The following is a 22787-nucleotide window of genomic DNA, read 5'->3' as shown; positions in this document are numbered from 1 at the left end:
CCCATAGAAAAATCCCCTCCATAGTAAACAGATTAATGTGCTTTCTTTTTACTGTCTACTATAAGGGGATCATATCATATAAGGGTGTCTTTTTCTATAGTTTTTAGCAGAAGCAAGCAGCTCCAATGATGATTAATAAAATAAACAATATAACTAATAAAGCAAATCCTTCAGAAAAACCGCAACTACCACCAAATCCCATAATAGTTCCGCCTTTAATAAGAGGGAACAACAGGGGTATGCTCATGTATTTACATTCTAAACAAAAACATATTTGGAGCCACTTTGCATTCTTATCATTAATTTTGACTTTTTGTTCAGGATTACAAGCTCTAGCATTTTGGACAATCCGTTTAGATTTCGATATTTCTTGGTGGATTCCTAATTTATATTTATTGGTTTACCCATGCTTCTTTTTAAAAAGTATTTGGAGAGAGTGTGGATGGTATGAGAGTAACATGAGAAAAGAAAGAAAAGAGTTCATTTAATATAAAAAAGAAAGGATCTTTAAGCACATTCGAATTCTAGATCAGTTTTTCCGCTAGCCATATAGCAGAAGTTAAAACAGAAGCTAAACAATTTTTGAAATGAAGATAGCCGATGTTTCCTTAACATAGGAAACATCGGCTTGTATTATTTATATTGAGTTAGTTTACGTTTCTGGAATAATTGTAATAGCGACAGTCCGAACAGGAGCCTCTATTTCGTTGTCTTTACTTTGGCTATTGTAGTATTTAATCATTAATTCGTTAAGTTCGTTTTGAAATTTTCCAAAGTGTTCCTCATCTAGCTTTAATTCTACTACAGAAAAAGTAGCCTTATCTTCTTGACTGTTTTGTTCCTCTAATTTCTTAAGGTAACTTTGATATTGTGTCATAAGTGATAACTGGTAATAAGAAATGTAGTTTAACTTGTCATCATCAGATAATCCTTTCCACTCACTTCCTTCAATTTTTGCATCTTCTTCATTGATTGCGTAATATTTTTCAGAAACAGATTTTACCTTTTTTTCTTTAATTACATGGACGATACCAGAATCAACCATAGTTTGTAACTGTCTATATAGTGTTGCTTGTGGTACATTTTTAATGATTTTTACCATTTCTAATGGTGTTAGCCCATCTTCCTTATTTCTCATTAACACTTGGCAAATTTTCATTCTTACAGGATGCATTAAAATTTCAACTTTATTACTCATTATATCACCTTATGTATTGTTTTTTTATTCTCATTATAAATAATGAGAATAATGATTGCAATCCATCCGTTTTTATTTTATCATTATCAATAATGATAATGAGATTTGAAAGGAGTGATGACAATGAAAATACATTATGGATTGAATGATCTTAAAGACATTGATATTATGGCTTTTCTACCCATTATATTACCAGTTATTGCAGTCGGAGCACTTTTAGTTTCCATTGCGTTAATTGATTTATACCGACATAGAAATACAAGAAAAAATGTGCTTATATGGACGCTAATTATTATCTTTGTTAACGTATTGGGACCTATTCTGTACTTTGTTATAGGGAGAAAGGACGGTGAGAAATTATGAAATTAGAGATTAGAAATGTAACAAAATCATTTAAAGGAAAAATTGCTGTCAATACTTTCTCGATGGAACTGCAATCAGGGGAATGTGTAGGGTTAATTGGACCAAATGGAGCAGGGAAATCTACATTAATAAAAGTGATTTCAGATATTATTAATCCAGATGTTGGTGAAGTGTTATTGAATGGGATAAAAATATCAAAAATGAAAAGGGAAATTGGCTACTTACCGCAATACCCTAATTTTTTTCATTGGATGACAGCGCGAGAAACCCTTATGTTTATGGGGCAACTTTCAGGGATGAAAAAAGAAGCATTGTCAAAGTCGATACCAAAAATTTTGGAGAAAGTTGGATTAAGTGGAGAAGAAGGTTCAAAGGTGAGTACCTTTTCTGGGGGAATGAAACAAAGACTTGGTATTGCACAAGCATTATTACATAAGCCTTCGCTTATTGTCATGGATGAACCAGTATCTGCATTAGATCCAATAGGTAGAAGGGAAGTATTAAATCTGATTGAAGAAATAAAAAAAGATACGACCATTTTATTATCAACCCATATATTAAGTGATGCAGAAGAAATTTGTGAACGATTTGTCATGATTAAAGATGGAACAAAGATAGAAGATACAACAATTACTGAGCTTTTACACCGCAATAATGAAAATAAATTAATCATTGAAATTACAGCTAAAGATCGAGAGTGGATTGACGTTGTAAAAAATTTACCGTATGTGAAGGATGTAGAAGTGATAGGGCTTAAAGTCAAAGTGAAGGTTGAGAGTATCGAAATAAATAAAATTATGTTACTGCAAAATGCACTCGAACATAAAGTGGACATTGTTAAATTTGAAATGAGCAACGATACTTTAGAAGAAATTTTCTTGAAATTGGTGGTGCAAAAATGAATAACTCAATGATATTGATAAAAAAAGAATGTGTTCAAATGTTACGTGATTTTAAGATCATTTGGCTACCAATTGTTTTTATATTTTTAGGGGCAACACAGCCAATAGTAACGCATTACTTACCATCCATTTTAGGAGCATTAGGTGGAGGGCAGGGGATTACCATCGATCCGAGTATGACATCACAAAAAGGAGGCGAAGTACTAGCGGGTACTTTGGGGTCTCAGTTTGATCAGCTCGGACTTATGATTCTAGTAATCTCTATGATGGGTGCCATTCAAACAGATAAAGCTAACGGTATGTTAGCTTTTATTTTAACAAGACCTGTTACGGTTACTTCATATATAGCGGGGAAAATAGTATCAAATTATGTAATAGTAGCGCTTAGTGTAATGATTGGATACTTTACCTCTTATCTATATACAAACTATCTTTTTACTGTTGTTCCGTTTTCGTACATGATTACTGGATTACTATTTTATTTAATTTGGGTTCTTTTTATCGTATCTTTCACAACTATGATAAGTGCTATTTTTCACAGTCAAGGTATTATTGCGCTAATTTCAATTGCTTTTCTTTTAGCTTGTAGAATAATCGTCGGTTTGATTCCAATAGTAGATCAGGTTAATCCAGCCAGTATGAGTAAACATGCAATGGAAACGTTGGTCACAGGGGAAGTGAATGCAACCGCAATGATCAATGTACTACTAACGATTATTTGGATTTTATTGACACTCTTCGTAACAAATTATTGGATTGCTAATAAAAAGTTTAATGATGAATAACTTTGATGAGGATAGTGGCTTCAAATAAAACACCCTAATAAGAAAAAGCTTCCACTACTGTGGAAGCTTCTCTAAATGATGTGCAATATCAATATACATATTTGAGTAGACTGAATGTATTTCATTACTTGGCGTAGCGTTAGAAGAGAAGTGGACAATGACCATATTTGCTTTCGGATCGATGTAAAGTGTTTGTCCGTAACTACCTAACACTTCAAAAGCACTTTGTTCATTGTGCGGAATCCACCATTGATTATGATAAGAAATGGAAGCCCCAGGGCCAACTGCAAGTTCACCTTCTTGGACATTTTTTATATCTTCAGTAATAGAAGAAGGGAGAATTTGTTTTCCGTTATATTCCCCGTTGTTTAATAGTAATTGCCCGAATCTAGCCATATCTCTAGCAGTTGCATTTAAGCCAGCGCTTGCTTGCTCTATTTTCGTTTCATCTGTAACATAATACGCGTTTTCTTCCATACCAATTTGAGACCATATTTGTTCGCTAACATTTTCAGCTAATGATTTACCAGTGATCGTTCGAATCACCCAAGCGAGTGTTTCCGCTGATCCGTTATCGTAAGAAAAATCGGAACCAGGCGGTGCAGTTTCTTCTGCTTCTCGTAACATATCATAAATTTTCATCGGACCGTCGTAGTTTTTACCGCGTGGTAAAATATTGCTAGCTAAATATAGTTGTGCATCTTGATTTTCTAACGCTGGATGTTCATATCCATGAGTAGGGTATTCTACAGAAACTTGCATATCCATTAATTGCTGAAGTGTGGCATTACCGAACGGTGTATTTTTTAATTCTTTTATATATGCGTCAGCTGTTTTTTCTAAGTCAATACGGTTTTCTTCAGCGAGAGATTGTATAATTGCTCCGGTAAAGACCTTTGCTAATGACGCCATGCCATGAGGTTCACTCTCGTTATATCCATTGAAATATCGTTCATAAACAAGTTGTCCATTATGTACAACGACAAAAGCATCCGTTTTGTTATCGTCTAAAAGTTTTTTTAGAGGAGTTGTATTTCCAAATCTACGCTCCACAGCAAAATCGTCTAAGTTTTGCGATGTGGTAGAGAAGTGGGAAACGTGATCCGGGTTATTATTTACCTCGTTAATTAAAGTGAATTCTTTCATATGTGTGTACGACCAACGTAAGTAAGGATCATCTAACCAATTTTTCTTCGTCACGTTATTTTTCGATGGGATTGTTTTATTATGTTTGAAGTATGTAAAACCGAGCCCTGTAATTACAAATATGAATGTGATTATGAGTAAGAGTAGGGGAGATTTTTTAAGTTTCATATCGGTCCCTCCTTTTTTATTTCTATTATAAGTATACGCTTCTATTAAAAGAAATACAAAATAAGGAAAGTAAACGGGGAAGTTTACTTTCCTTATTCATGTTAAGCGGAAACTTTTTCATCTGTATGCTGTTTCTTGAATTTTTGTTTTCGTCCGTGTAATCCATAATATAGAAGTAAAGTGAAGGCAACGATAATAGCTGCGATAAAATACATATTATGGTAACTGGATTTCGCTGCGACGATACCTAAAATGAAAGAACCAAAGCCAATACCACTATCAAAGAATGAGAAGTAAGTAGCTGTCGCAGAACCACGTCGGTGGTTTGGAGCGGCAGAAATTGCAATCGTTTGGAAGCTAGGAATTAATGTCCCGTAGCCTAAACCGATTAGCATACCTGCGCCAAGGAACCAAAATGAAGTTTGTGCTTGGCTTAAAATAAACATCCCAATTGTGAAAATAATGATAGCAGGGTAAACAAGTACATTTTCACCGAAGCGATCAAAAATCTTTCCTGTAAATGGACGAGAAATTACAACAACGAGTGCGTATACAATAAAGAAGTAACTAGCAACTTCTCCTAAACCGATCTCTTTCGCATAAATAGGAATAAAGGATAAAATGCCACTATAAGAAAAGGCTAAAACAAATCCTGTTAGAGCAATCGGAATAGAGGATGGTTCAATTAAGTCCTTCCATTTCATTTTTTCTCGTTTTTGTTTGTTCACTGGTGCTTCATGCGGAATATTTACAAGTAGTCCTAATAAAAATGCAAGCAATGAAAATACGGAACAAACGATAAATAGTACAGTAAATGAAAAATGAGAAATAATTGTTAAACCTAAAAAAGGACCAATTACCATCGGCAGACTCATGAATACGCCGAAATAGGCAAGTGCTTCGCCTCGTCTATGAGCAGGCGCAACATCTGTGACAATCGTACCAGTTGCTGTCGTTGCCATACCGAACCCAATACCATGTAAGAAGCGAAGGGCAAGTAATAAAAATAAACTTTGCGCACCGAAATACATAACAGTAGCAGCTAAAAATAATGAAAGTGAAATAAATAATATTTTCTTTCTTCCTAAATCATCGAGCCATTTACCTGTAAATGGTCTACATAAAACAGATGAAATAAGAAAAACAGTTGCAACTAAACCAATTTCCTCAGGTTTTCCTTTTAGGCCGTCTATTACATAGACAGGCAGAGTAGTCATAAGCATGTAAAATGTTAAGAAGAGAAATAGACTACTAAAACAAGTTCCGAGGAAATCCTTCGTCCAAAGTTTCTCACTTTGCATCGTCATCCCTCCAATTTAATCTAAATTTTTAATGATTTTTTGTAACACTTCAAATGCTTGATGTAAATCATCTTCGTTAATACTTTCTAGTGTTTTTTCTTCGAAAGTATCAACTTCTTCTTGCCATACCGGAATCATTTTTATCGCTGTTTCCGATAAAGAAATAAGCTTCTCACGGCGATCTTTTCCTTCTGTACGAATAATCCATCCCATCGTTTCCATACGTGTTAACGTACGAGTCATCGTTGGTGATTCAACATTTAAATACTGGCATAACTCTGTTTGTGTACAAGAACCAGTTTGATTGATGCGGAAAATAACAGCCCATTGCGCACTAAATAACCCAGTGGGAGATACGCGTTCATTAAATTTCTTCGTAAACTTGCGAGAAGTCTGGCTGACAATGTGAAAAAAATGTTGTTTTTCGTCCATGTATTTTGATCCTTTCAAATTAGTTACCTAGCTAACTATATACTTTTTCATTATAATTGTCTAGTAATAGACATGTTGATTTATGTAAAAATTTCGTATAGGTTTTATGTTGCGAACGTATATTCTGTATGCTATTCTTTAAGTAAGTAAAGAATTTTCTTTCTATTAAAAAGAATGGGGGAACTTGTGATGATTAAGCCTGCAACAATGGAGTTTGTTTCACTATCGAACGGAGAAACGATTGCGTATCAGGAAGTTGGAAGGCAAAATACAGAAATTCTTGTACTCATTCACGGGAACATGACGTCGTCACAACATTGGGATTTAGTAATTGAAAAGCTGCAAGACCGATACCATATTTACGCTCTTGATTTAAGAGGATTTGGCCAATCAACATATAATCAATCGATAGATTCATTACAAGACTTTGCAATAGATGTAAAACTATTTATCGATCAATTAAAACTAGAAAAATTTTCATTAATGGGCTGGTCAATGGGCGGGGGTGTTGCGATGCAATTTACAGCAAATCATCCAACGTTTGTCGAAAAGTTAATTTTAGTAGAATCAGTGGGCATGAAGGGATATCCAATTTTTAAAAAAGATATAAACGGGCAGCCAATCGTATCAAGTTTAGTAAAGACGAAGGAAGAAATCGCGCAAGATCCCGTACAAATTGCACCGGTGCTAGACGCGATAAAAAATATGAATAAATTATATTACCGAACAGTATGGAATCTATTAATATATACACATAATCAACCGGAACCGGATCGTTATGAAAAGTATTTAGATGATATGTTAACGCAACGTAATTTCGTGGATGTAAATTATGCGCTCATTACATTTAATATTTCGGATGAATATAACGGGGTTGTAGAGGGAAATAAGCAAATTCATCATATTAAAGCTCCAACACTCGTCATACAAGGTGACAGAGATTACGTCGTACCGCAAGTAGTCGGTGAGGAATTAGCAAAACATTTACTGAATGCAGAGTTGAAGATATTAGAAGATTGCGGACACTCACCGTTTATAGACTGCTTAGATGTATTTATAAAACATGTAGAGGACTGGTTAGAATAGAAATAATCCCCGAAATGAGAGGTATTGCATATACTATAACATTGTAGGTAAAAGGGGAGATTATCCATGCATCATCCGTTCTTAATTGCGCATTCGCCATATAATCATCACTTATATACAAAAATAATGATAGCTCCGATGTATATGCAAGTTTCACCAGCTGTAGTTCCTTTACAAATGCAATACCCGCAGCCACCAATTGCTCATGCACAGCAATACGTGTATGAAACTGCTTTTTATAAACATCCGTATTTCAAGCAATTCCATAACAATGTGAAAGCTCAAGTATGGGAAGGATAAGAAGCTAAAAGGTTCATTCTTTTAGCTTCTTTTTTATTCATAATATTCGTACACGCATTTGGAGAAACAGTTTATAATGAAAAGTGGAAAGCGTGAGAAGGAGAGGGAAAAGGATGTCGATGCGTTTTACTTTTTGGATTATGGTTGGAATTGTAGCAATCTCGGGTTTATCACAAGGGATGCTTTTACCTGCCATTGCAATGATTTTTGAACAAGAAGGGGTTAGTTCAAGTATTAACGGTATTCATGCGACGGCATTATACATTGGGATATTAGTTATTTCACCGTTTCTTGAAAAACCGATGCAAAAGTTTGGAATGAAGCCAATTATCGTTATTGGTGGGTTTCTCGTTATTATTTCATTATTCTTTTTTACACAAACTTTTTCATTTTGGGTATGGTTTATTCTTAGATTTCTAGTTGGAGTCGGAGATCATATGCTTCATGTCGGAACACAAACATGGATTACGACAACATCAGACCCGAGTAAAATAGGGAGACAAGTATCGATATACGGTGTATTCTTCGGAATTGGTTTTGCTGTTGGCCCGTATTTAGCAAGCACTGTGCAGTACGGTCTTGCAACACCATTTATTATATCTACTATACTTTGCTTAATAGGTTGGCTATTATTACTTCCAACGAAAAATGCATTCCCGGCGCAAGATGAAAGAGAAGTGGAGAGTGAATCATCAATTTCTCGTTATAAACAAGTTGTTGGATTAGGTTGGATTGCATTACTAGGACCACTTGCATATGGCGTACTGGAAGCAATGTTAAATAGTAACTTGCCAGTATACGGGCTTCGTAAAGGATGGTCTGTTTCAGATGTATCCTTCTTATTACCAGCGTTTGCAGTTGGGGGCATTATTACACAAATTCCACTCGGTATATTAAGTGATAAATATGGAAGAGATCGTATTTTAACGTGGACGTTCAGCGTAAGTACAGGTATTTTCCTACTTGCAGCAGTATTTGATCAATATTACTGGATCGTCTTTGCCTGTATGCTGTTAGCGGGTATGGTCATTGGATCGTGCTTCTCATTAGGTCTTGGATTTATGACAGATTTATTACCGAGGCACTTACTACCAGCAGGTAATATATTATCTGGAATCGCCTTTAGTTTAGGAAGTATTATGGGACCTGTATTAGGAGGCGTATTTATAGAAAAAATACAGTATACAAGCTTTTTTATTGCGGTTATGATTATAATGGGAATTCTCGCAATGGTATATATGGTCTACATGAAGAATCAATTCGCATCAAGAAAAATAGAAAGTAGGTTAGGGCATGACAAAACAACCTAATAAAAAGAAATTTGAAGTACTCGAAAACGAAACAATTACAGACTGCTTAGCACGTATGGAACAAGAAGGCTACGCACCGTCTCGTCGTATGGAAGAACCAATCTTTCATGAAGTGAAGAAAAACGGAAAAACAGAAGTTGAACCGTGCGGTAGAAAGATTGTCTTTGAGGGGAAATTGAAGTAATAAGTTATATAAAAAATTACTTTCAGGTACAAATAAGATAAAACAAATAGTTACATGAAAAAACGCTGTTGATGCCAATATCAATAGCGTTTTTGTTTTTAGGAAATATATAGATCAAAATGAATTTCTGCTTGAATGAAACTAGCAAAATCAATAATCTCTTTTTGTAAATACATTGCAGGTGATTCGTTATTCTCCACTTGAATTACTACCATAAAAAGAAACTGTAAACCATACTTCTTCTTGAGATGTTTTAATTGCTCTGTTTTTCCTTCAAGAGATTGTAGAATAACATGTAACTGATTATTTATATCGTATGATTCTTGATAGCCAGTGCTTAAAGTCCAATCCGTCTCTTTTCTATATAGGGTTTTGGTGGATACAAGATTCGGATTATCACGTCTTGCAACAACATCATCTTTTTTATAAGTTCTTGTAGGCTCGATACGTAGGGCATTGGTAATTGCTTCAACAGGAAATACATCACCCGTTGCACTAAAATAAGCCATAACTTTGGTTTTATCCAGAATGGTTCCTCCTCTTATTAGTAAGATGTTAATCTTATTACATTATAAAAATTTATGAATGTAAATAGAATTTTTACCCTGCTATTTGTGGGCAGTAAAGCTTCTAATGGGAGGAAAGAAGGTGAGAGTCAATTTTCCATAAAAGCATGATTAGTGTGGGGGAATAAAACCTCACTAGTTTCATTGTATTGAACTCCAGCGTTGGGGTATTCGTTAAAGCTGGATACCTATACATTTGAAGGAAAGAACAATGATACAAAAGTAGGATGCTTAAAAATATAAATATTTGTATGATAAAAACAAAACATATTTTAAAAAATCAGAATGTAGGGGAAGGAGAAATATATAATGATACAAAGCATATATGAAACTCATTTACATGTAAGAAATTTAGAAAAGGCGATAGATTTCTATCAAAATAAGTTAGGTTTAGCATTAGCAAAAAGACTATCGAAAAGACGAGTTGCATTCTTTTGGGTAGGAGAAAGTAAAGAGCAAATGCTCGGGTTATGGGAAATGCATATGAATGAAGAGTTTGAGACGAAACACTTCGCCTTTCGTGTAGATCTAGAGTTTTTAAATGCTTCAAAATTATGGTTAGAGAAACGTGGAATAGAGGTAGTAGGGAGTCAGGGAAAAGGAAACCAAGAGCCGATTGTCCAAAGGTGGATGCCAGCTGCAAGCGTATATTTTCTAGATTGTGATGGAAATAAATTAGAGTTTATTTCTATGCTAGATGATGATCCAGATGAACTAGAATACGCAACGTATTTAAGTGAATGGAATGCGGAGCACTAAGAAAAATAAAGTGAAACTTTAATCAGTAGTAGTTTTACAGCTTTGTATTATAATAGATAGGAACAAAATAAAACCCCTCAAGGAAAGGCACGTTCTTGAAGGATTTTTTATGCTTTATATATTTTATATTGTCTGTAACGTATTAATGATGTTCATTTTTAGATATTTCAGCGCGTTGAATATAACCATCAGAGAAGCTGGAATAAAGAGAATAGCTTCCTCGATTATATATAAAGCCTTCACTAGTCATATCCGCTCCGATTCCATCTGGTTCACCATTTAATTCATTGATAGTGATATCCATTTTTACCTATATATATCTAGCGTCCGAAGGGTACATGTCAATATTATAATCGCCGTATACCGCTGTATTAGGTGCATCACATTCTGTACATGGTGCTTGCTTCCAAACATCAGGCGCTCCATATTCTTTTTTCACCTCAGATATATCTTTACCTAGTGCATCTAATTTAATGGACCAAACGTCCCATTCTGTAAAGCTGTTGTTAACATTTGTTTCAGTTCTTCTTTTGAATTGATGTTGAAATTATAATCTCTGTTTTTTGCTATTGCATTATAGAAAAATTGTGCATACTGCTCACGCTTCACAATCATGTTTCCATTAAAATTACCCGCATCGTCACCTTGTGCTATACGGTTACTACGCAGTGTATTTACAGCTTCATAAGCCCACTGACCTTTTGGTACGGCTTTAAATTTCTCTTGTCCTTTAAATTCTAAATGAAATGCTCTTTGTAATATTACTGCCATCTCATATCGAGTTAATACATCATCTGGACGAAATGTACCTGTTCCATCACCTGTCATAATTCCAGCTTTCGCAATGGCTTTAATATCTTTTTCAAACATATGATTTGTAATATCACTAAACATATTTCCTTGTTTATCGTCTGCTATTAAACCTAAATGTCGATTGACTAAAGAAGCTACCTGTCCTCTAGTAATGTTGTCTCCAAAACCAAATTTCCCATTTCCATATCCCTTATAAATCCCTGCTGCCGCTAAGTAATCAATAGCATCTTTTGACCAGTGGTCCTTTGGTACATCTGTAAATACAGTGTTCGCATTGCCAGCTACTTTATAGTTAATTGAAGAAAAATGCGAAAGCTTTTTATAAAATATGGAAATGTTAAAACCCCTTTGATAAAATAGCAATATGCAAAAATAATTATTTATAAATTCTCAATGTAATGAATATTCATGTTTAAATATACGAATTTAACTACGTAGTTATTGTGCTAAAGGGGGAGAAATATGTTAGATGAATTGTACAATGCCTTTTTAAATGCGTCTGGTTTTACAGAAAGTGCGAGGAAACGAGATCGATATGATGATTTACATGATTATTTAAAAGATCAAGAAAGAGAGTTGAAGCAATTTATTCAAGAGGCTGAATCAGCGAAGAGAGATTATGAGAGTAAAAGTAATGGCTTAGAAGCTAATAAAATTCCGGCAGTTGAATTTGAACAAAAACGTCATGAAAAGGATGAAGAATTAAATACATTAGTATCCTATTTTACAAGTGCATTAAGCGATGTTGGATCTGCAAAAAGTACAGCTTATGCAAAGTATTTGGAATATAAAGCGAAAGCAGAAGCGGAGAAAGCGTCAGCATACGCTGCAGCGACCAAGGCTTTTGAAGAAAAGAAAAAGGAAATTGAAAAACTTATCCATTAAGTATAGAAAGAATGGAGGGAATCCACATGAGTGGCAAAGAGGTTGAAATTATAGGAAGTAACACAGCAAGTGCCATTTCTTACGCGCAAAATATTGAAAATGGTATGAAGGATTCTTTAAATCAAGCGAAAAACTTAAAAGCATACGTTACATGTGCGAACTGGAATGGAAAAACGAGAGATGCCTTTTTAAGTTATCTAGATTTAATTATTCAATATAATTCAGAAATGGTAGAGGCATTTGAAGGACATACGAAAGCTTTGAAAGAGTTAGAGAAAAGTATTCAAACGTACGGCGATATATCGGAAGTAAGGGCGATAAAACAATTGTGATGGAGAAATGAGGGATAAAAGAATGGGGAAAGAAATGAACTTTGCACCTGCTGAATTATATGTTCTCGCAGGTGCAGCTGGGGTTACCGATATATTTGGATTGCCAAACCGTGACGCAATTATTTTACTTGATGAAGAATGTGTCACGAAAGCAACTGCGAGTTTAAAAGAAAAAGGCTTACTTACAAGTGAAAATGGAATTACCCCTGCAGCTTTTCAAATGATTGAGCTATTAAAAGAATATGAAAATTGTCATGAATACACGAGAATGAATAATGTATTAATTGGATTTTTAAAAGAGGATAAAGACCGAGTGGCTGTATTAACGGAAATTGAGCCAAATAAAAAATACGAGATCGACTACATACCAAAGCCAGACGTATATTTTTCCTTATTAACACGCATCCCCTTCTTATTGAGAGAACCGAGGGACATAGAAGATACATTTTTCTCAAAGAGAATGACAGAAACAGAACAACAAACATTTGAGGAAAAAGATTTATCAAATAAAGATGTTATAGCGATAGAAACGTATAAGAGGCCTCGTAGTAATAGAGGAGGAAAATGGGAATGTTTCTTATATTTCACTGAAGGAGAAGATTACGTTCAAATAGATGTAGAACGTAATCGATATGACTGGGTGAGCCTCTATGCGGTGAATAAGAAATTGTATGACGTGTTAAAAATGCCGTATAAAAAATTAATTGACCCGAGACAATTTTCGTTAGGAGGTATTGAATAATGCAAGTATCAATGGGAGACGGTGGTTCTGGTGGTGGAGAAGAAGTATTAGTTAATTTTCAAGAACTACTTGATATAGTAATGAAATTAGAAGATATATATAAAATCCATGTAGACGTCATTGGAACGAATATTGAGAGTTTATTAAGCAGTGATTTTTATCAAAAAGGTGAAGCGATGAGAGTAATTGAAAAATATCCTGATATATTACACAAAACACTTGAATTTGCTGAACACTATTCTAGGTCGGCGAGACTTGTAAGGGTCGCATGTGTAGAAATGCTTGAAAAGGACGAACAATTACGTGAAATATTAAGTAAGTTGTAGAAATCACCATACGGCTGGGGGATGAAAACGAAATGGATGTGAAATATAGACCTGAACCATGGCAAAACATGGGGGATGGTATGAATCGAATTACAAAAGATGCACTCATAAAATTACAGCGCGCAAATGAATTATTGAAAAAAATTGATGGAAGAATACGAGATTTAGACTCAGATGGCAGTATACATTTTAACCCAAAAGATCAATCGCAAAAAATCGGGGAATTACTTGATAGCTATTCGACATTACAAAGGTATTGCGGAGAAGCAGGGCGATTGGTCTCTGAACATATAGATAAACCTTTTTTAGTAGAAATGGATAAATTCGCTCAAAAAATGAGAGATACATCTATTCTTAGCTTCGAAACAAATAACCGAATTGGCTCTACAACAACGACAGTATTACCAGATGCGCACGCAGGGTACGGAAGTGTACCACAAACAATAAAAACAAAAAAAGATAAAATAACAATAGAAGATATTTTTAGAGATTCACCTGCATTTGATAACGTACTGAGAGCGGAGTACAAAGAACTAAAAAAACAAAACCCAGATGCAAAACTAAATTATGAAGAATATAAGAAAGTAGTCCCATCCACACGAGGATTTGAATACAAATCGATAGAAGATGAACAGAAAAAACTAGAAATGGTGCGAGACATAGGAATAGGCGTAGGGATCATCATCACAACAATCCTTTGCCCGCCACTCGGAACCGCTGCCGCAGTTGTATACGGTGCTGTACAAATAAAAAGTGGTATCGACGGAGAAGACTGGGGAACACACCGGAAATTGAGCCAAGAAGAGCGGGTAGGAAACATCATTTTTGGCGGATTAGATGCAATCCCAGTTGTTGGGCTATTAGGAAAAGGAGTAAAAGCATTCAAAGGCACGAGTGAATTAGCTGATTTAGCAAAATTATTAAAATTCAAAGAAGGAATGCCTGGTTTTAATCCAAATTTGGGTGGAAATGTGGTACAATCGCTTAAGGAAAATAATCTATTAAAAAATTTAAAAATACAAGGTTGGAAAACCGTAGATAAGATTAATGATGCGGACTACTTCATAAAAGGTCTAGTGGCAAAAGGTGTGGACTCCGTAACCCCATTCGCTAAAGGTGTAGAAATCATGCCAGATGGAAGTGTCATTAGATCTGGAACGAACTATAGCGGGAAATTCCAAGAAGCCCATGATGCCTCAAAGGCGAGTATTCAGAGTAGGATCTCGAATTTGGAGAGTGGTGGGGTTAAGGGTACGGGTAAGGATGTTAATACCGGAAGTAACTCTTCAAAATTAGTTGGTAGAGAAGTTAATCTTGATTGGTTGGGAGATAAATATAAGGCTGTTGAACTTGAAGGTAGTGTTAAAGTTGGCGGAAAAGAAATGGATGTTTCAAGGCGTGTATATCAGAGAACTGACATACAGTGGGATTATAAGCCGATGCATCCAAAGGCAAAGGGTTTATCAAATAGGGAACTAGCAGCAAAAGGACGTCCACCTTTTGTAGTTGATAAGAATGGAGTAGAGACACAGATTGAACTTCATCATTTACTTCAAAAAGAACCAGGCGATATGGTAGAAATATTTGCCACTACTCATGATGAGTATAAAAAGATTTTGCATGGTTTAATAAAAGATGGTGATAGTTTTAGAAATAGTGATATTTTAGATAAACAATACAATAATTTTAGAAAAAAATACTGGAAATGGCGTTTTAATAATTTAGATTGAGGTGATTAAGAAATGGATATGGAAATTTTAGAAATGATAAATCAATATACTGAAAAAGGAGATTTTTTTGGAGAAATATCAGACGAAAACATAGTTATGATTGAAAAAAAATTAGGTTGTACTTTTCCGCCACAATATAGAGAGTTTGTTAAAAGGTTTGGTTCAGGAGGTATTTGTGGAGTTGAGGTATTGGGAGTAGAAGGAATGGAGTATGCATCATTAGTCGATGATACTGAAAGATATAGAAAATTAGGGTTACCAGAGAATTATTTGGTTATTGAAAATGTAGATGAATTTGTTTATTGTATTAACACGAAAGGTGATTACTATGTTATAAGATGGGATGATATCAGTAAGGAAGAAATAATTAGATACTCAACTTTTGATGAGTACTTAAAAGATAGCTTTCAAGAAGCAATTGACAATTGGGATTAGAAATTAAAAACAAAAAAGCACATAAGCCAAATGAACGAGGAAGAACTTATTTTTGAAGTGGAAAGAAAAAGAATAGGTTGTTTAAAAGTACATACTCCATGATGGTTGTACCATCATAGAGTGTTATGTGCAATGATAGAATAAAAAATAAAGTACGAGCTTAGGCGAGATGACATTTTACCGGGCGATAAATATAAACACATGGAATGTATATGAAACTAACGAACTCGTACAAACTCGTAAGTTTTAACGTAGTAGTTGTCACGACATATAAAAGGTGTCATACTGTTACCATGAAACTTAAAAATTTAATGATACTTAAAAACATATGAACTTAAAGCACTTGATTGTCAATTAAAGGCAACAAGTGCTTTTTTGCGTTTTAGCGTAGAAATTTAACAGAGCAATATAATTTTATAAGTGCATTAAGTGTTAAATTTTTATTGTTGTTTTATAGATTGTAATGGCTATGTACAGTGTACGACGATAGTAGAGGAAAAAATAAAGGGTTGTATTATTTTTTGAAGTCATCGTAAAGTACGTTTTAACGGATGGACGTTATGCACACGTTATCCGCAAAAAACGGGTAAACGTTACAGGGACTTTAATTGCTGTAACGGGAGAGGACTCAATATGGAAGAGAAAGTTGTTGGTTATGTACGAGTTTCAACAGAAGGGCAAGTACGTGAAGGGTACAGTTTAACATATCAAGTAGAAGAAATTCAGCGGTACTGTAACGAGAATGAACTACAACTGCTTCACATATACGAAGATAAAGGAATCAGCGGAGCGAAAGTAGATGAAGATGGATTAACAGTTGAACGTGAAGGTCTACAAGAGCTATTGTCGGATATTGCATATCATCAAGTGGGCAAAGTTATTGTATTAAATACATCTCGGTTATGGCGCTCTGATATGGCAAAAGTATTAATACAACGAGAGCTAAAGAAATACAAGGTAGATGTGAAAGCAATTGAACAACCGAATTACAGTATATATACACATGACCCCAATGACTTTTTAGTAAATGGCATGTTAGAGCTATTAGACCAATACCAACGTCTTGAAATTGCATTAAAACTAAGTAGAGGGAGAAAGAAGAAAGCGGAACAAGGTGGATATGCGGGGGGCGGTGTGATGTTTGGTTATAGAGTAAAGAAAGGGCAAAAAGTGTTAGAAGTAGATGTGGAGAAAGCGGTAGTTGTACGTAGACTATTTGAATTAAGACACTTTTTTAAAGATTGGTCGCTAACTCAATTGGCAGAACGACTGAATAGGGAAGGTTATCGTACTGAGAAAGGAAAGCTGTTTACGAAAGTACAAGTGAAACGCATGTTAGACCGAGAGAACTTTTATCGAGGGGTATATACATACGGGCAAATACAAACAAATGGGAAACATTCAGCAATTTTATAACAGTCGTACTTAAAAAAATCGCTCATTTTACTATATGTACTTATGAAATTATGAAAATGGATAGGCTTGCGTACCTATGCACATCGGAAGATGAACGCTCGAACTAAGGTTGCCGACATTTTTTTATATGACTAAATCATTGAATAGAGGGATGAGTTATGCATAATAGACAGAACTATTTGTATGTAGGAGTAGATTTACATAAGGAGCATCATACGGCTGTTATGATTAATTGTTGGCAAGAGAAATTAGGAGAAATACAATTTGATAATAAACCATCTGCATTTTCGAAGTTTTTATTAGAAGTAGAGACATATGTGTGTGATGGGATAACTGTTGTATTTGGTTTAGAGGATGTTGGTGGTTACGGAAGAGCGTTAGCGAAATATTTAGTAGATCATGAACGAATAGTGAAAGAAGTAAATCCGGCTTTATCATTTTTAGAACGAAAAAGCCAAGTGATGATACAAAAAAATGATAGTTGGGATGCGGAATGTGTAGCACGCATAATGGTAAACAAATTTAATCAATTGCCAGATGCAAAGCCGAACGATTTATTTTGGTCGATACAACAACTAGTATCAAGAAGGAATGCATTAGTAAAAGCACAAAGTGCGTTAAAGAACCAACTACATATTCAATTAAACCATCATTATCCAAGTTATAAAAAGTTTTTCTCAGAATTAGATGGGAAAACAGCATTAGCGTTTTGGCAGCAATATCCATCATCCTCTTGTTTAGAGGAGGCGAATATAAAGCAATTAACAGCTTTTTTATTAGATGTTAGCAACAATACATGTTCAGTAAAGAAAGCAAGCGACATATTAAAACTTGTAAAAGAAGATGGACAAACAATGAAAGAGTATCAAGAAACGCGAGATTTTTTAGTAAGAAGTATTGTACGGGATATTGAGTTTAAAAAGAGGGAAATGAAATACATCGAAAGAGAATTAAAACGGTTATTAAATCTACTAGATTATCAATTAGAGACGATGCCGGGAATAGAACTTGTGACGGCATCAGCATTAATTGTAGAAATTGGGGATGTAAGGCGATTTCCAAATGCCAACAAATTAGCACGATTCGCGGGGATTGCGCCTGTTTACTTTGGTTCTGGTGGGAAAGGTAAGACACACAAAAGCAAACAAGGAAACAGGGCGCTACACGCTTTATTTTATAATTTAGCTGTACAGCAAGTGCAAGTAGCAAAAGGCAGTAAGATGCCACGAAATCCAGTGTTTCATGCGTACTATCAAAAGAAGCTTAAAGAAGGAAAAACAAAAGGACAAGCATTGGTATGTATTATGAGAAGGCTTGTAAACATTGTATATGGCATGTTGAAATATAAAACGGCATATGAATTGCCGATAGTACAAGAGAAAGAAGTAGTTTAATAAGGTTTTATATGGTTTGTTTTTTTATTGTGAGGGTTTAAGATTACAACATAGGGTACGGGTAAAAATCCAGAAATAGTGAAGTTTACAGAGGAACAATTATCTACTAAACCCTTATATTCTAGAGATCCTGAAAAATGGCAGAAAAAAGGTGGGAAAATCGAAATTAGTGAGAAAGGAATATGGACTTATATTGATTGGGAGATTCCTCCAAATCGAGTTTCTTATCCTGGAGGTTTTCTCGACTTTAAATCTGCTGGGTTGGTAAGACAAGAAGTGCCGATAGGTGAATTTAATAGATATGACATTGATTTTGCTAAGGCTGATGAATTAGCTCCAAATGGACCAAAATTAGATGAGAACACATGGCACCATCATCAAGATTTAACACCAATGCAAGAAGTTAGTAAAGAGATGCACAGAAGATTTCGACATATGGGTGGAATGCCATTAGCTAAGAAGTTAAAAGATGAAATAGGAGTGAAATAGATGAATTTAAATGCTTTTGGTAAAGCAACTGAAGAATCAATTGAAGAATTAGAAGAGTTTTTAGGATTTTTACTTCCGGAAGATTATAAAAATTTTTTAAGTGAATATAACGGAGGGACTTCGAAAGTTAGGTATAGTAAATTTTTTGTTAAAGAATTAAATCAGGAAATCCCTTTAGATGTTTTGTATGGTATAGGTGTAAAAAAAACTTTTGATTTAAGTGAATGCTATGAAGAGTTTGAAGAAGATATGTTACCGAACAGTTTAATAATAGGAGATGATCCGGGTTCAGGATTAATTGTACTTATTACAGATACTGAAAACTATGGTGTGTATTATTGGGATCACTCTTTTTATTTCCCGCAATCTAGTGAAGAAGAAAATACGTATAAAATAGCTGATAGCTTTAAGGGTTTTATTAATGGATTGAAGAATCCTTAATTATTAACTTTTGTATATTGTAATTAATAATTTAAGAGGTTAAGCAAATATACGAAATGAATTACAGTGACTTTACACATGAGAATGTCAAAAGTTGTGGTGCATGGTTAAAGATAACAAGCATATATGTAGATGAGTAAAAAATAAAGTATATTTGCAGTGAAAAAAAGAATAGGTTGTTAGAAAGTACGTACTTCATGATGGTTGGACCAAATGATAGTAAAGAAAAAAGAGTACGAGTTTTGGTGAGATGACATTTACTATTTGGATGATCTAAATACCGGTAAAGTGACTCATAAATGGGAAGCTGATTCAGATTTACCTGTTGGAAGAAAATAGGAAAATATAAAATAATTATATAACTTTATTTTTAGTATTAAGGAGAATATAAATGAAACCTAATTATTTTTCAATTTCAATGTACCCTACAGTATCTTTTAACGAGGAAGAGATACTGGGGCGTCTTCTGGATGTGTTTGAGTCAAATGAGAAATTTGCTCCTACTCATTGGGGCAACTGTGAAACAATACGGGTAGAATATAACCGTCAGGAAATTATTGAAAAAGTGATTTCGGAGCGTAGGGTATCTGAAGTTCACTTGTATCGTGATAAATCTGTAAACTATAGAGGGAGCTTTCAAGTTAACTTGGGCCATGGCTCATTTTTGGAATTTGAGTTTCAAAAGTCTATACCCAAAAAAATGTGGCCGGATTTTTTTGAACTATCTGATCAAATCGCAGAAATTGTGAAACCACTTTATGGAGTGGCGCAAATTTGTTGGCCAGTACCCTATCCGTGGAATACGGAACGTGAATGTTTGCTTATGTGGATGAATATATCTTCACTACCTATACCAGTCGAGTTTCTTCCCAACGGCCCCTTGGGGCTAGGAGCTAGAACATATTTTGGTAGTCATGTTTTGGACATGTTTGGTAGAGATTTATTGTTAAATAGTCCAGGAGTTATATCGGAACTGGATTGGGGTGGTATTTGCATAGATCTTTTAAAGGACCCATTAGAGGCTGATGGTGATATATTACTAGATAGTTGGTTACATGTAATGGAATATTTAGAACCAGCTCAAGTAATAGCTATACCAAGTTTTGATGAGGATCGAATGGGGGTATCTTATTCTCCAAATGTCGTTTGGGAGAGTTATCTTAAAAGATAAATCAAAGGAGATAGTAATAATGAAGGAGAATAGCAACAATAGAATAAAAGTCATGGAAATATTAAATCAATCTCAATACAATGATGAGGTAATAGATCAGTTAGATATAAGTGATTTAGACCTTACTTTTTCAGATCTTTCAGAAGTAATGGCAAGGCGCGTTATGGCAAAACGAGTTATGTTGAGAGCTTCTTCATTAATGAGAGCGGCGTTTTATGATTGCGATTTTGAATTGGCTGACTTTAGAAGTTGTAATTTAGAGGAAATCGACATTGCAGATTGTAGGTTTGGCGAAGCGGATTTTTCTAAAGCGAATATGAAATATGCAAAGATAAATATAAGTAGTTGTTTTGAAACATGTTTTGATGAAGTTGATTTTTCATACGGAGAATTAGTTGGTACGATATTAAATCATGCTACTTTTCGCCATGCAAATTTGACAAAAATCAATGCGGAACAGGCTGATTGTACGGGAACAAATTTCAGCAACGCGAATCTTACAGAAGGTAACTTTGAAAAAGCATATTTAGAAGATGCTAATTTATCAGAAGTAAACGCTAGAAATGCAGATTTTACTGACGCAGATTTAACGGGAGCGACCCTTTTAAATGGTGATTTTACTGACGCGAATTTTACCGGTGCTAAACTTGACAATGTAGTTTGGACAGGAGCCAAGTTAGAAGGAGCCAAGTTTGACGAAAATGTGAAGGAACAAATCTTAAAAATGATTTAAATATGATGGGAATTATATACATTTAAGCACTCGAAAGCCTATGATTGGTAGCGAGTGCTTTTTTCTTAGAGATATTAGAGATTGCTAAATTAGTGAAAATCAATATAGATTATTTTTAAGGATTGTTAGATAGATTAAGTCGGGAATATTATATAATTGAAAATACATTAGCAAAAGGTGTGGACTCCGTAACCCCATTCGTTAAAGGTGTAGAAATACTGCCAGATGGAAGTGTCGTTAGATCTGGAACGGACTATAGCGGGAAATTCCAAGAAGCCCATGATGCCTCAAAGGTGAGTATTCAGAGTAGGATCTCGAATTTGGAGAGTGGTGGGGTTAAGGGTACGGGTGAAGGTACTCAAACTAAAAAAATTAAACCGACTAATGAAAGAACTGCAGAATATGAAGAAGCTATGACAAAAGCAGCTAGAGATTTACCTCCTTATAGTAGAAAACCTAATAAACCAAGAGATTTTGAAGAAAAAGTAGTAGATGATTCTACAGGAATTACTACTTATACATTTACATCTAAGAAAAATGGGGAAACTTATAAAGTTAAATATGATAAAGATGGTTACCCAATTTTTAATTCAAAATATGAAACATCTTTATCAGAGTCATATTATATAGAGCCTGACTCAGTGCAGTTTAAATATCTCTCACAAAAATTATATGACGATATAATGAAAGATCCAAACTTGGCAAAACAATTCAGCTAAACAGATATTGAGCTATTCAAATTAGGTAAGAAGCCAAAATCAGTCACATGGCATCATCATCAAGAGACTGGTAAAATGCAACTTGTTGATTACTATGAACATCAGGTTGCGGGTCATACAGGTGGTAGAGCAATTTGGGGTGGTGGAGATGACGGTAGAACAGGTAAACTGAAGAAAATTATTTTGGAGATGATAAAATGAGCCGAGTAACTTGGCTATTTACGGATGGAGCGATAGATGAGCAAGTAATTATTGCTGTGGAGAATTCATTTGGTGTCAGATTTCCAGATGACTACCGTGAATGCATTAAAAAAAATAACGGTGGTTATCCTGAGCCTAATATTTATGATATTAATGATGATGAGGGTGGAGCAGTCTTTGATTGTCTATTAAGCTTTACAAGCAAAGATGCAAATATAGAAGTTGTTTATGAATTAACTTCACTTCCGGAAGGTATTATTCCATTTGCAAGAGACCCATTTGGGGGACTGATTTGTTTTAATTACTGTGATACTAAAGATTCTCCGTCAGTAGTTTTCTATGATCAGGAATCAGTGAATGAGGATAAAATTAAATTAATATGCGACTCTTTTTCTGAATTGATTGAGAGATTATACTCTGATTGAGAAAAACAAAATGAACAGGAAAGAAGGTTAATTGT

At 34.6% G+C, this 22787-nt stretch carries 27 protein-coding genes and 4 pseudogenes; 24 read left to right on the top strand and 7 right to left on the bottom strand.

Going from position 1 to position 22787, the window contains the following annotated elements:
• Window positions 1-103 precede the first annotated feature (103 nt).
• Entirely contained in the window at window positions 104-202 is a 99-nt protein-coding gene (locus tag JDS82_RS24130; RefSeq protein ID WP_048559989.1) for a YjcZ family sporulation protein, read from the bottom strand.
• A gap of 43 nt (window positions 203-245) precedes the next feature.
• Between JDS82_RS24130 and JDS82_RS24125 the strand changes: the two are divergent.
• Window positions 246-488 (top strand): annotated as a pseudogene (locus JDS82_RS24125) (DUF5360 family protein); the annotation flags it as partial.
• A 164-nt stretch (window positions 489-652) separates the two neighbouring features.
• On the opposite strand, the gene JDS82_RS24120 reads toward JDS82_RS24125, so the two are convergent.
• A complete protein-coding gene (locus JDS82_RS24120) occupies window positions 653-1198 on the bottom strand; it encodes a transcriptional regulator (RefSeq protein ID WP_199714076.1) in 546 nt (181 codons plus the stop codon).
• Window positions 1199-1321: 123 nt separating this feature from the next.
• Here JDS82_RS24120 and JDS82_RS24115 point away from each other — a divergent pair, with 123 nt between their 5' ends.
• From JDS82_RS24115 to JDS82_RS24105, 3 genes are read left to right on the top strand one after another with little or no spacing between them, the layout of a single operon-like run.
• The gene (locus tag JDS82_RS24115; RefSeq protein ID WP_048566000.1) at window positions 1322-1561 is read left to right on the top strand and encodes a PLD nuclease N-terminal domain-containing protein; all 240 of its coding nucleotides are present in this window, start codon (window positions 1322-1324) and stop codon (window positions 1559-1561) included.
• Window positions 1558-2463, top strand: coding sequence for an ABC transporter ATP-binding protein (locus tag JDS82_RS24110; protein ID WP_000764129.1), 906 nt, complete (start codon window positions 1558-1560; stop codon window positions 2461-2463). Before JDS82_RS24115 ends, JDS82_RS24110 begins: the two co-directional genes overlap by 4 nt.
• Window positions 2460-3248 carry an ABC transporter permease gene (locus JDS82_RS24105; RefSeq protein WP_199714075.1) on the top strand — a complete coding sequence of 263 codons (789 nt, stop codon included), beginning with the start codon at window positions 2460-2462 and terminating at the stop codon, window positions 3246-3248. Before JDS82_RS24110 ends, JDS82_RS24105 begins: the two co-directional genes overlap by 4 nt.
• Window positions 3249-3302: 54 nt before the next feature.
• On the opposite strand, the gene JDS82_RS24100 is transcribed toward JDS82_RS24105, so the two are convergent.
• From JDS82_RS24100 to JDS82_RS24090, 3 genes are all read right to left on the bottom strand, one after another.
• A complete protein-coding gene (locus JDS82_RS24100) occupies window positions 3303-4562 on the bottom strand; it encodes a serine hydrolase domain-containing protein (RefSeq protein ID WP_000768708.1) in 1260 nt (419 codons plus the stop codon).
• A 101-nt stretch (window positions 4563-4663) separates the two neighbouring features.
• A complete protein-coding gene (locus JDS82_RS24095; protein WP_048566003.1) occupies window positions 4664-5863 on the bottom strand; it encodes an MFS transporter in 1200 nt (399 codons plus the stop codon).
• A 15-nt stretch (window positions 5864-5878) separates the two neighbouring features.
• Entirely contained in the window at window positions 5879-6295 is a 417-nt protein-coding gene (locus tag JDS82_RS24090) for a MarR family winged helix-turn-helix transcriptional regulator (RefSeq protein ID WP_048566004.1), read from the bottom strand.
• 174 nt (window positions 6296-6469) lie between these two features.
• Between JDS82_RS24090 and phaZ the strand changes: the two genes are divergently transcribed.
• From phaZ to JDS82_RS24070, 4 genes are all read left to right on the top strand, one after another.
• Complete coding sequence (gene phaZ / locus JDS82_RS24085; RefSeq protein WP_116891144.1) at window positions 6470-7381, top strand: intracellular short-chain-length polyhydroxyalkanoate depolymerase; 912 nt, start codon at window positions 6470-6472, stop codon at window positions 7379-7381.
• Window positions 7382-7447: 66 nt separating this feature from the next.
• Window positions 7448-7681 (top strand): hypothetical protein, encoded by a 234-nt coding sequence (locus tag JDS82_RS24080; protein ID WP_000546484.1) that lies wholly within the window; start codon window positions 7448-7450, stop codon window positions 7679-7681.
• 113 nt (window positions 7682-7794) lie between these two features.
• Window positions 7795-8991: an MFS transporter gene (locus tag JDS82_RS24075; protein ID WP_048566006.1), complete on the top strand. Its 1197-nt coding sequence runs from the start codon at window positions 7795-7797 to the stop codon at window positions 8989-8991.
• Window positions 8975-9175, top strand: a complete 201-nt coding sequence (locus tag JDS82_RS24070; RefSeq protein WP_000166305.1) for an NETI motif-containing protein — start codon at window positions 8975-8977, stop codon at window positions 9173-9175. Before JDS82_RS24075 ends, JDS82_RS24070 begins: the two co-directional genes overlap by 17 nt.
• Window positions 9176-9273: 98 nt before the next feature.
• Here the strand turns inward: JDS82_RS24070 and JDS82_RS24065 are convergent, their stop codons facing one another.
• The gene (locus JDS82_RS24065) at window positions 9274-9684 is read right to left on the bottom strand and encodes a DUF4279 domain-containing protein (protein ID WP_048566007.1); all 411 of its coding nucleotides are present in this window, start codon (window positions 9682-9684) and stop codon (window positions 9274-9276) included.
• A gap of 366 nt (window positions 9685-10050) precedes the next feature.
• Between JDS82_RS24065 and JDS82_RS24060 the strand changes: the two genes are divergently transcribed.
• Window positions 10051-10500, top strand: coding sequence for a VOC family protein (locus JDS82_RS24060; protein WP_048566008.1), 450 nt, complete (start codon window positions 10051-10053; stop codon window positions 10498-10500).
• A 142-nt stretch (window positions 10501-10642) separates the two neighbouring features.
• Here the strand turns inward: JDS82_RS24060 and JDS82_RS24055 are convergent.
• A pseudogene (locus JDS82_RS24055) lies at window positions 10643-11649 on the bottom strand (S-layer homology domain-containing protein).
• 126 nt (window positions 11650-11775) lie between these two features.
• On the opposite strand from JDS82_RS24055, the gene JDS82_RS24045 reads away from it, so the two are divergent.
• From JDS82_RS24045 to JDS82_RS23980, 15 genes and pseudogenes are all read left to right on the top strand, one after another.
• Window positions 11776-12198 (top strand): hypothetical protein, encoded by a 423-nt coding sequence (locus JDS82_RS24045; RefSeq protein WP_048566009.1) that lies wholly within the window; start codon window positions 11776-11778, stop codon window positions 12196-12198.
• 26 nt (window positions 12199-12224) lie between these two features.
• Window positions 12225-12530 carry a WXG100 family type VII secretion target gene (locus JDS82_RS24040; RefSeq protein ID WP_016087084.1) on the top strand — a complete coding sequence of 102 codons (306 nt, stop codon included), beginning with the start codon at window positions 12225-12227 and terminating at the stop codon, window positions 12528-12530.
• Between the two features lie 22 nt (window positions 12531-12552).
• Entirely contained in the window at window positions 12553-13272 is a 720-nt protein-coding gene (locus JDS82_RS24035) for a DUF5081 family protein (RefSeq protein ID WP_088091667.1), read from the top strand.
• The gene (locus JDS82_RS24030) at window positions 13272-13598 is read left to right on the top strand and encodes a hypothetical protein (RefSeq protein ID WP_001198193.1); all 327 of its coding nucleotides are present in this window, start codon (window positions 13272-13274) and stop codon (window positions 13596-13598) included. Before JDS82_RS24035 ends, JDS82_RS24030 begins: the two co-directional genes overlap by 1 nt.
• A 32-nt stretch (window positions 13599-13630) precedes the next feature.
• Window positions 13631-15328, top strand: coding sequence for an HNH/ENDO VII family nuclease (locus tag JDS82_RS24025; protein ID WP_088091666.1), 1698 nt, complete (start codon window positions 13631-13633; stop codon window positions 15326-15328).
• Window positions 15329-15340: 12 nt separating this feature from the next.
• Complete coding sequence (locus JDS82_RS24020) at window positions 15341-15763, top strand: SMI1/KNR4 family protein (protein WP_088091665.1); 423 nt, start codon at window positions 15341-15343, stop codon at window positions 15761-15763.
• A 633-nt stretch (window positions 15764-16396) separates the two neighbouring features.
• Window positions 16397-17179, top strand: coding sequence for a recombinase family protein (locus JDS82_RS24015; protein WP_088091664.1), 783 nt, complete (start codon window positions 16397-16399; stop codon window positions 17177-17179).
• 158 nt (window positions 17180-17337) lie between these two features.
• Window positions 17338-18573: an IS110 family RNA-guided transposase gene (locus JDS82_RS24010; RefSeq protein WP_088091663.1), complete on the top strand. Its 1236-nt coding sequence runs from the start codon at window positions 17338-17340 to the stop codon at window positions 18571-18573.
• 78 nt (window positions 18574-18651) lie between these two features.
• Entirely contained in the window at window positions 18652-19062 is a 411-nt protein-coding gene (locus tag JDS82_RS30255; RefSeq protein ID WP_199714074.1) for an HNH endonuclease, read from the top strand.
• Window positions 19063-19503 carry an SMI1/KNR4 family protein gene (locus JDS82_RS24000; protein ID WP_199714073.1) on the top strand — a complete coding sequence of 147 codons (441 nt, stop codon included), beginning with the start codon at window positions 19063-19065 and terminating at the stop codon, window positions 19501-19503. It begins immediately after the preceding gene.
• A 391-nt stretch (window positions 19504-19894) separates the two neighbouring features.
• The gene (locus JDS82_RS23995; protein WP_064473435.1) at window positions 19895-20674 is read left to right on the top strand and encodes a hypothetical protein; all 780 of its coding nucleotides are present in this window, start codon (window positions 19895-19897) and stop codon (window positions 20672-20674) included.
• Window positions 20675-20693: 19 nt separating this feature from the next.
• Window positions 20694-21407, top strand: coding sequence for a pentapeptide repeat-containing protein (locus JDS82_RS23990; protein ID WP_199714072.1), 714 nt, complete (start codon window positions 20694-20696; stop codon window positions 21405-21407).
• A gap of 179 nt (window positions 21408-21586) precedes the next feature.
• A pseudogene (locus JDS82_RS30445) lies at window positions 21587-21700 on the top strand (hypothetical protein); the annotation flags it as partial.
• Between the two features lie 120 nt (window positions 21701-21820).
• A pseudogene (locus tag JDS82_RS30440) lies at window positions 21821-22327 on the top strand (HNH endonuclease).
• Window positions 22324-22752: an SMI1/KNR4 family protein gene (locus JDS82_RS23980; protein WP_000092333.1), complete on the top strand. Its 429-nt coding sequence runs from the start codon at window positions 22324-22326 to the stop codon at window positions 22750-22752. The pseudogene JDS82_RS30440 and the gene JDS82_RS23980 overlap by 4 nt, the downstream one beginning before the upstream one ends.
• Window positions 22753-22787: the final 35 nt, after the last annotated feature.

Source organism: Bacillus cereus group sp. N14, assembly GCF_016483555.1.
GTDB classification, from domain to species: Bacteria; Bacillota; Bacilli; order Bacillales; family Bacillaceae_G; genus Bacillus_A; species Bacillus_A wiedmannii.
The sequence above is the reverse complement of the archived record's forward strand: the minus strand, read 5'-3'. Positions and strand labels throughout refer to the sequence as shown.

What these genes read in the sequence shown, in the direction of transcription:
- JDS82_RS24130 (WP_048559989.1), bottom strand. Translation starts at nt 202, where the DNA reads ATGGGATTTGGTGGTAGTTGCGGTTTTTCTGAAGGATTTGCTTTATTA.
- JDS82_RS24120 (WP_199714076.1), bottom strand. Translation starts at nt 1,198, where the DNA reads ATGAGTAATAAAGTTGAAATTTTAATGCATCCTGTAAGAATGAAAATT.
- JDS82_RS24115 (WP_048566000.1), top strand. Translation starts at nt 1,322, where the DNA reads ATGAAAATACATTATGGATTGAATGATCTTAAAGACATTGATATTATG.
- JDS82_RS24110 (WP_000764129.1), top strand. Translation starts at nt 1,558, where the DNA reads ATGAAATTAGAGATTAGAAATGTAACAAAATCATTTAAAGGAAAAATT.
- JDS82_RS24105 (WP_199714075.1), top strand. Translation starts at nt 2,460, where the DNA reads ATGAATAACTCAATGATATTGATAAAAAAAGAATGTGTTCAAATGTTA.
- JDS82_RS24100 (WP_000768708.1), bottom strand. Translation starts at nt 4,562, where the DNA reads ATGAAACTTAAAAAATCTCCCCTACTCTTACTCATAATCACATTCATA.
- JDS82_RS24095 (WP_048566003.1), bottom strand. Translation starts at nt 5,863, where the DNA reads ATGCAAAGTGAGAAACTTTGGACGAAGGATTTCCTCGGAACTTGTTTT.
- JDS82_RS24090 (WP_048566004.1), bottom strand. Translation starts at nt 6,295, where the DNA reads ATGGACGAAAAACAACATTTTTTTCACATTGTCAGCCAGACTTCTCGC.
- phaZ (WP_116891144.1), top strand. Translation starts at nt 6,470, where the DNA reads ATGGGGGAACTTGTGATGATTAAGCCTGCAACAATGGAGTTTGTTTCA.
- JDS82_RS24080 (WP_000546484.1), top strand. Translation starts at nt 7,448, where the DNA reads ATGCATCATCCGTTCTTAATTGCGCATTCGCCATATAATCATCACTTA.
- JDS82_RS24075 (WP_048566006.1), top strand. Translation starts at nt 7,795, where the DNA reads ATGTCGATGCGTTTTACTTTTTGGATTATGGTTGGAATTGTAGCAATC.
- JDS82_RS24070 (WP_000166305.1), top strand. Translation starts at nt 8,975, where the DNA reads ATGACAAAACAACCTAATAAAAAGAAATTTGAAGTACTCGAAAACGAA.
- JDS82_RS24065 (WP_048566007.1), bottom strand. Translation starts at nt 9,684, where the DNA reads ATGGCTTATTTTAGTGCAACGGGTGATGTATTTCCTGTTGAAGCAATT.
- JDS82_RS24060 (WP_048566008.1), top strand. Translation starts at nt 10,051, where the DNA reads ATGATACAAAGCATATATGAAACTCATTTACATGTAAGAAATTTAGAA.
- JDS82_RS24045 (WP_048566009.1), top strand. Translation starts at nt 11,776, where the DNA reads ATGTTAGATGAATTGTACAATGCCTTTTTAAATGCGTCTGGTTTTACA.
- JDS82_RS24040 (WP_016087084.1), top strand. Translation starts at nt 12,225, where the DNA reads ATGAGTGGCAAAGAGGTTGAAATTATAGGAAGTAACACAGCAAGTGCC.
- JDS82_RS24035 (WP_088091667.1), top strand. Translation starts at nt 12,553, where the DNA reads ATGGGGAAAGAAATGAACTTTGCACCTGCTGAATTATATGTTCTCGCA.
- JDS82_RS24030 (WP_001198193.1), top strand. Translation starts at nt 13,272, where the DNA reads ATGCAAGTATCAATGGGAGACGGTGGTTCTGGTGGTGGAGAAGAAGTA.
- JDS82_RS24025 (WP_088091666.1), top strand. Translation starts at nt 13,631, where the DNA reads ATGGATGTGAAATATAGACCTGAACCATGGCAAAACATGGGGGATGGT.
- JDS82_RS24020 (WP_088091665.1), top strand. Translation starts at nt 15,341, where the DNA reads ATGGATATGGAAATTTTAGAAATGATAAATCAATATACTGAAAAAGGA.
- JDS82_RS24015 (WP_088091664.1), top strand. Translation starts at nt 16,397, where the DNA reads ATGGAAGAGAAAGTTGTTGGTTATGTACGAGTTTCAACAGAAGGGCAA.
- JDS82_RS24010 (WP_088091663.1), top strand. Translation starts at nt 17,338, where the DNA reads ATGCATAATAGACAGAACTATTTGTATGTAGGAGTAGATTTACATAAG.
- JDS82_RS24000 (WP_199714073.1), top strand. Translation starts at nt 19,063, where the DNA reads ATGAATTTAAATGCTTTTGGTAAAGCAACTGAAGAATCAATTGAAGAA.
- JDS82_RS23995 (WP_064473435.1), top strand. Translation starts at nt 19,895, where the DNA reads ATGAAACCTAATTATTTTTCAATTTCAATGTACCCTACAGTATCTTTT.
- JDS82_RS23990 (WP_199714072.1), top strand. Translation starts at nt 20,694, where the DNA reads ATGAAGGAGAATAGCAACAATAGAATAAAAGTCATGGAAATATTAAAT.
- JDS82_RS23980 (WP_000092333.1), top strand. Translation starts at nt 22,324, where the DNA reads ATGAGCCGAGTAACTTGGCTATTTACGGATGGAGCGATAGATGAGCAA.